The organism is Leucobacter celer subsp. astrifaciens (assembly GCF_001273835.1).
GTDB classification, from domain to species: Bacteria; Actinomycetota; Actinomycetes; order Actinomycetales; family Microbacteriaceae; genus Leucobacter; species Leucobacter celer.
Map to the genome: position 1 here is coordinate 152,062 of NZ_JHEI01000144.1, position 6,408 is coordinate 158,469.

The following is a 6,408-nucleotide window of genomic DNA, read 5'->3' on the forward strand; positions in this document are numbered from 1 at the left end:
CCGCCTCATCCCGTCATCCTGCGCGCAGTCGCAGGATCTCATCTGCGCGCAGCCGCAGGATCCCAGCCACCCAGCACGCACGAAGCGATCTGATTTCCAGATGATCAAGACAGATTTTCACTATTTTACAGATGTTCTGACCGGTGTGACGATGAGTGTGCAACGGCTCCGTCGCCCGGTCAGAGCCGACTGAGAGGACTCGAAGGAATCATGACTCTGCAGCAAGAAACCATCGACCTGGCCGACACGGTCTCGGAGGCTCCGAGCGGTCTCGCGGAGATCGCCAAGCGCCACCTGGTGATGAACTTCACCCCCGCGAGCAAGTACCGCGACGACGAGCTGCCCGTGTTCGTGCGCGGCGAGCACTGCTCGGTGTTCGACGAGAACGGCCGCCGCTTCTTCGACGGCCTCGCCGGCCTCTTCTGCGTGCAGCTCGGCTACACCCACGGCGCCGAGGTCGGCGACGCGGTGCGCGATCAGCTCGCCGCCCTGCCCTACCAGACCACCTGGAGCGTCACGCATCCGCCGGCGGCGCTGCTCGCCCAGAAGATCGCACAGCTCGCCCCCGGCGACCTCAACCGCGTGTTCTTCGCATCGGGCGGCGGGGAGTCGAACGAGGCGGCGATCAAGCTCGCCCGCCAGTATCAGCAGACCATCGGCCAGGGCAGCCGTCACAAGTTCATCGCCCGCCGCGTGGCCTACCACGGCACCAGCTTCGGGGCCATGTCCCTCAACGGCATGACCGCGGTGCGCTCCATGTTCGAGCCGCTCATGTCGGGCGTGCGCCACACGCACAACACGAAGCGCTACCGCCGGCCCGAGGGCGAGACCCCGGAGCAGACCACCGCGTTCCTGCTCGGCGAGCTCGAGTCGCTCATCGTGCAGGAGGGGCCGGACACGATCGCGGCGATCATCATGGAGCCGCTGCAGAACGCCGGCGGCAGTCTGAAGCCCCCGACGCCCGAGTACTTCGCGGGGGTGCGCGCCCTCTGCGACAGGCACGGGATCCTCATGATCGCCGACGAGGTCATCACCGGCTTCGGTCGCCTCGGCAGCTGGTTCGGCTCGCAGCACTACGACTTCCAGCCCGACATGATCGTGTTCGCGAAGGGCATCGCGTCGGCGTACATGCCGCTGGGCGGTGTGATCGCGAGCGACCGGATCATCGAGACGGTGCTCGACGGCCCGGTCGGCATGTTCAACCACGCGCTCACCTACGGCGGTCACCCCGTGGCCTGCGCGGCGGCGCTCAAGAACCTCGAGATCATGGAGCGCGAGGGCGTCGTCGAGAACGTCGCCGAGCTGAGCCCGTACCTCGAGGAGAAGCTCACCGGGGTCGCGAAGAAGCACGCGGGGATCGTCGGCGACTTCCGCGGCGACGGCTTCCACCGCAGCTTCGAACTCGTCACGAACCACGCGGCGAAGCGCTGGGAGGCCGAGCCGATCAGCGCGGGCGACTTCGTCGGCGAGCACCTGAACCCCGCGCTCGCCGAGGTCGGCCTCATCTGCCGCGTCGCCATCGATGCCGAGGGCAACCCGCTCGTGCAGGTCTCGCCGCCGCTCGTGATGACGCGCGCCGACATCGACGAGCTGGCCGAGCTGCTGGATCGCGCCTTCGCCATCGCGACCGACGGCGCCGGCCTCTAGATCGATCGCGCGGATAGGCGCTCGTCATTCTTCGAGCAGCCGCAGAGGCCGAGGGGAGATCCCGCGACCCGCAGGCTCTCGCAGGCTGACGGTGCAGCCTATCCGCGCCCCTCCAGCAGACCTCACCACAGCATCTCCCGATCCGGGTTCCCGCGCAAAGGAGCGTATCCATGTCCGAAGACTTCCCGAAGCTCACCACCTCCACTACGAAGATCGTGACCTTCGAGCGTCGGCATATCCGCCCGATCCCGGACGATGAACGACACGGCACGACACGCGGGCTGTTCTTCATCTGGCTCGGGATCAACATGCTCCCGCTGACCGTGGTGACCGGGGCGCTCGCCACGACGCTCTTCGGCCTCTCCATCGGGTGGAGCCTGGTCGCGATCGTGCTCGGCAACCTGATCGGCGGGATCGGCGCGGCGCTGCACGCCTCGCAGGGGCCGCAGCTGGGGATCCCCCAGATGCTCCAGGCGAGGGGCCAGTTCGGGTACTACGGCGGGAGCCTGCTGGCGCTCATCGCGGTGCTGATGTTCCTCGGCTTCTTCGCGTCGAACCTCATCGTCGCCTCGCAGAGCTTCATGGCCGTGTTCCAGAGCGACGCGATCAATGTCGGCATCGTGGTCTGCGCGCTCATCGCCCTCATCGTCGCGATCTTCGGCTACGACCTCGTGCGCAAGGCGATGGCGTCGGTGTCGATCGTGCTGGGCCTGCTGTTCGTAGCGTCGCTCATCGTGACGATGGCCAATCCCGCGACCTACGAGACGACGCGCGAGCTGGGGTTCAACACGGCCGGATTCTTCGGCATGCTCGCCGTCGGGGTCACCTGGCAGCTCGCCTACGCCCCGTACGTCTCGGACTACTCCCGCTACATGCCGCGGGAGAGCGGAGCCAAGAAGGCGTTCTGGGCGACCTATCTCGGACTCGTCATCGGCACCGTGATCGTGATGCTGCTCGGGGCGCTCGTGGGCCTCACGACCGAAGACGGGAACGCCATGGGCGCCCTCGGCGCGCTGCTCGGAGGCTTCGGCCCCATCGTGCTCTTCGCGTTCGGCATCGCCTCCGCCGTCATCAACTCGGCGAACATCTACTCGGGCGTCATGTCCTCGCTGACGGTGCTCGAGTCGATCTCCTCCCGCATCACCATCAACACGGCGAAGCGCATCGGAATGACGATCGCCTACGCGCTGCTCGCGATGTTCGCCGCGATCTTCGGCAAGGACGACTTCCTGGTCATCTTCAAGGACTTCGTCTTCATCCTGCTGTACGTGCTCATCCCCTGGTCCGCGATCAACCTGGCCGACTACTTCATCCTGCGCAAGGGCCACTACAACGTCGAGGACATGTTCCGCCGCGACGGCGGGGAGTACGGCAAGTGGGACGCGATCGGGCTCGGAAGCTACGCGGTCGGCCTGGTGGTGCAGGTACCCTTCATGGTCACCACCCTCTACACGGGTCCGCTCGCCGAACCGCTCGGCTTCGTCGACATCGCCTGGATCTTCGGCTTCATCGTTCCGGCTGTCGTCTACGTGCTGTGGAAACGGGCGAGGATCGCGGTTCCGGTCGCGACACCGTAACCCGCTGGACGAGTCCCCACACCGATCGGAGAAGCTCCATCATGCAGCACTCGGAAGCAGACCTCGTCGTCTTGGGAGCCCAGCTCTGGGCGCCCGAGCCGAGCAGTGCCACGGCGCTCGCCGTCTCGGACGGGCGGATCGTCGGGATCGGCTCGGACGCCGAGATCCGCGGCCTGATCGGAGCCCGCACGGAGGTGCTCGAAGCAGGCGGTGCCGCGGTGCTCCCGGGCTTCCACGATGCGCACATCCACGCGCAGGCGGGCGGGCTCGGCCTGCTCGGGTGCAACCTCGACGGGGCGCACTCGATCGACGGGTACGCCCGGCTGATCCGCGACTACGCCGCCTCGCACGCGGGGGAATGGATCGTCGGCGCCGGGTGGTTCGGCGATGCGTTCCCGGGCGGATTCCCCGAGAAGGGGCTGCTCGACGCGCTCGTGCCGGATCGGCCGGCGGTGCTCACGAGTCACGATGCGCACGGCGTCTGGGTGAACTCTCGGGCACTGGAACTCGCGGGTGTCGACGACAACACCCCGGATACACCCGCGGGACGCATTGTGCGCGACGAGCACGGAGCGGCCACCGGCATGCTCCTCGAATCGGCCGGCGAACTGGTCACCTCGCTGATCCCGCAGCCTCAGCCCCAGGACCTGCGCTCGGCCCTCCTGCTGGCTCAGGAGCACCTCTTCTCGCTCGGGGTCACCGCCTGGCACGACGCGATCCTCGGCCGCTATCTCACACTGCCGGATTGTGTGCCGGCGTATCTCGAGACCGTGTCTGACGGCTCCCTGCGAGCGCGGGTCACGGGGTCCATCTGGTGGCCGCCCGGTGCCGGGGTCGACGCGATCGACGGGATCCTGGCGCGCGTGCGCGAGTGCCGGGAGGCCGGATTCGAGGTCGGCAGCGTCAAGATCATGCAGGACGGCATCTGCGAGAACTGCACCGCCGCGCTGGTCGCTCCCTACACCGATGTGCACCCGGAGACGCGCGGAGACTCCGTCATCCCGCCGGAAGCGCTCGCCGAGATCACGACGGCCATCGACGCCGCCGGGCTGCGCGTGCATTTCCACGGGGTGGGCGATCGTGCGGTGCGCGAGTGCCTCGACGCGGTGGCCGCAGCGAGGCGCAGCAACGGGCCCGGACAGCCGCACCAGATCGCGCACATCGACCTCGCCGATCCCGCGGACATCCCCCGCTTCGCGGAACTCGGCGTCACCGCGAATCTGCAGCCGCTGTGGGCGCGGGCCGATCAGGAGATCCTGGAGCGGAAGCTGCCGCTGCTCGGCAGCGAGCGGTCCCGCTGGCACTTCCCGTTCGGGTCTCTGCACCGTGCAGGTGCCCACCTGGCGATGGGCAGCGATTGGCCGGTCACCAGTCCGGATCCGCTGTGGGGCCTGCACACGGCCTGCAATCGCACGGCGCCCGCATCGGATGCGCACGCGCTGAACGATGCGTCGCGGGAGGCGATGACGCCGAGCGAGCGGCTCGACGTTCCGACCGCCATCAGGGCGTACACGCTCGGAGCGGCGGAGATCGCGGGCCTCGCCGAGCGCATCGGCCGGCTCGCCCCGGGCTACCTCGCCGACTTCGTCCTCCTCACCGGCCCGTTGGGCGACCCCGGCGACTTCGACCGGGTCCGGGTCGCTCGCACCGTCCTCGGAGGCGACACCGTATTCGAACGCTGAACCCGCGAACGCTAGACGTGCACCGCGCGCCCGGCCGCATCGACGCGACCGGGCGGTATCTCACCACACGAAGAGAGAAGAACCATGTCCAACGAACCACCCGTCATCACGAAGAGTTTCGTGCAGTTCGAGCAAGAGCACATCATGCCGATCCCGGAGAGCAAACGGACCGGAACCAACTGGTCGATCTTCGCCATCTGGGTGAGCCTCAACATGATGCCGCTCGCCGTCGTCACCGGCGCGGTCGCCAGCGGCTCCTACGGCCTGCCGGTCGGATGGAGCATCCTCGCGATCGTGGCGGGCAACGTGATCGGCGCGTTCGGCGCCGCCCTGCACGCCTCGCAGGGGCCGCACCTCGGCGTGCCGCAGATGCTGCAGGCCAGGGCGCAGTTCGGCTACCTGGGCGCCAGCCTCTTCGCGCTCATCGCGTTCATCATGTTCATGGGCTTCTTCGCGAGCATCCTCATCGTCGCCAAGGACTCGCTGCTCGTGGTGCTGCCCGACTTCAACGGCACCCTGGCCATCGTGCTCTTCGCGGTGATCGGCATCGTGCTCTGCGTCTTCGGCTACGACCTGCTGCGCAAGACCATGGTGTGGCTGTCGATCTTCATCGGCGTCGCGGTCGCGGTCTCGATGATCATGTTCTGGATGCGGCCTGAGGTCGTCACCTCGCGCGACGATGCCGTGTTCAACCCCGAGGGCTTCTTCGCCATGCTCGCGATCGGCGTCGTCTGGCAGCTGGCCTACGCGCCCTACGTCTCCGACTACACGCGCTACCTGCCGAAGAAGACCGGCCCGAAGACGGCGTTCTGGAGCACCTACCTGGGCCTCATGCTGAGCTCGGTCTTCGTGATGTCGCTCGGCGTGCTGCTCGGCGCCGCCAACCCCGACAACCCGCTCGCCGCGCTCGGCGATCATCTCGGGGCGATCGGTCTGATCGTGCTGCTGGTCTTCGCCGTCAGCTCCGCGCTCATCAACGGGGTGGAGCTGTACTCGGCGGTGATGAACGGGCTGACCGTGCTGCAGTCGAACTTCAAGACGACCATCACCTCGCGGGTGCGGGTCTGGACGACCATCGCCTCCGGCACCCTCGCCACCGTCATCGCCGTGCTCGGTCAGGGCGACTTCATGACGAACTTCGAGGCCTTCCTCACGCTGCTGCTCTACGTGCTGATCCCGTGGTCGGCGATCAACCTCGTGGACTACTTCATCGTGCACAAGGGCGAGTACTCGATCGCCGACATGTTCATGCCCGACGGCGGCCGGTACGGCAAGTGGAACGCGGTCGGCCTGGGGAGCTACGCGATCGGCCTCGCGGCCCAGGTCCCGTTCATGATCACGCCGCTCTTCACCGGCCCGTTCGCCGAGCCTTTGCAGTACATCGACATCGCCTGGCTGGTCGGCTTCGCCGTCACGGCCGTCGTGTACCTCGTGCTCGTGCGCTCCACCGCGAAGCGCCCGGTACTGCAGGCATAACCGCGCCCCCCTTCGTGACGCGCGTC

The 6,408-nt window shown here is 67.6% G+C and carries 4 protein-coding genes; all 4 read left to right on the forward strand.

Translation table 11 applies throughout. From position 1 onward, the window contains the following. Positions 1 to 210 precede the first annotated feature (210 nt). The 4 genes from AMS65_RS15615 (at position 211) to AMS65_RS15630 (ending at position 6,382) form a co-directional block, all read left to right on the forward strand. On the forward strand, positions 211 to 1,647 hold the full coding sequence (locus AMS65_RS15615) for an aspartate aminotransferase family protein (protein ID WP_053385097.1): 1,437 nt from the start codon (positions 211 to 213) through the stop codon (positions 1,645 to 1,647). 170 nt (positions 1,648 to 1,817) lie between these two features. After that, a complete protein-coding gene (locus AMS65_RS15620) occupies positions 1,818 to 3,224 on the forward strand; it encodes a purine-cytosine permease family protein (protein WP_053385098.1) in 1,407 nt (468 codons plus the stop codon). Positions 3,225 to 3,265: 41 nt separating this feature from the next. Continuing rightward, positions 3,266 to 4,906 (forward strand): amidohydrolase, encoded by a 1,641-nt coding sequence (locus AMS65_RS15625; protein WP_053385099.1) that lies wholly within the window; start codon positions 3,266 to 3,268, stop codon positions 4,904 to 4,906. Between the two features lie 84 nt (positions 4,907 to 4,990). Further along, positions 4,991 to 6,382, forward strand: coding sequence for a purine-cytosine permease family protein (locus tag AMS65_RS15630; protein WP_053385100.1), 1,392 nt, complete (start codon positions 4,991 to 4,993; stop codon positions 6,380 to 6,382). Positions 6,383 to 6,408: the final 26 nt, after the last annotated feature.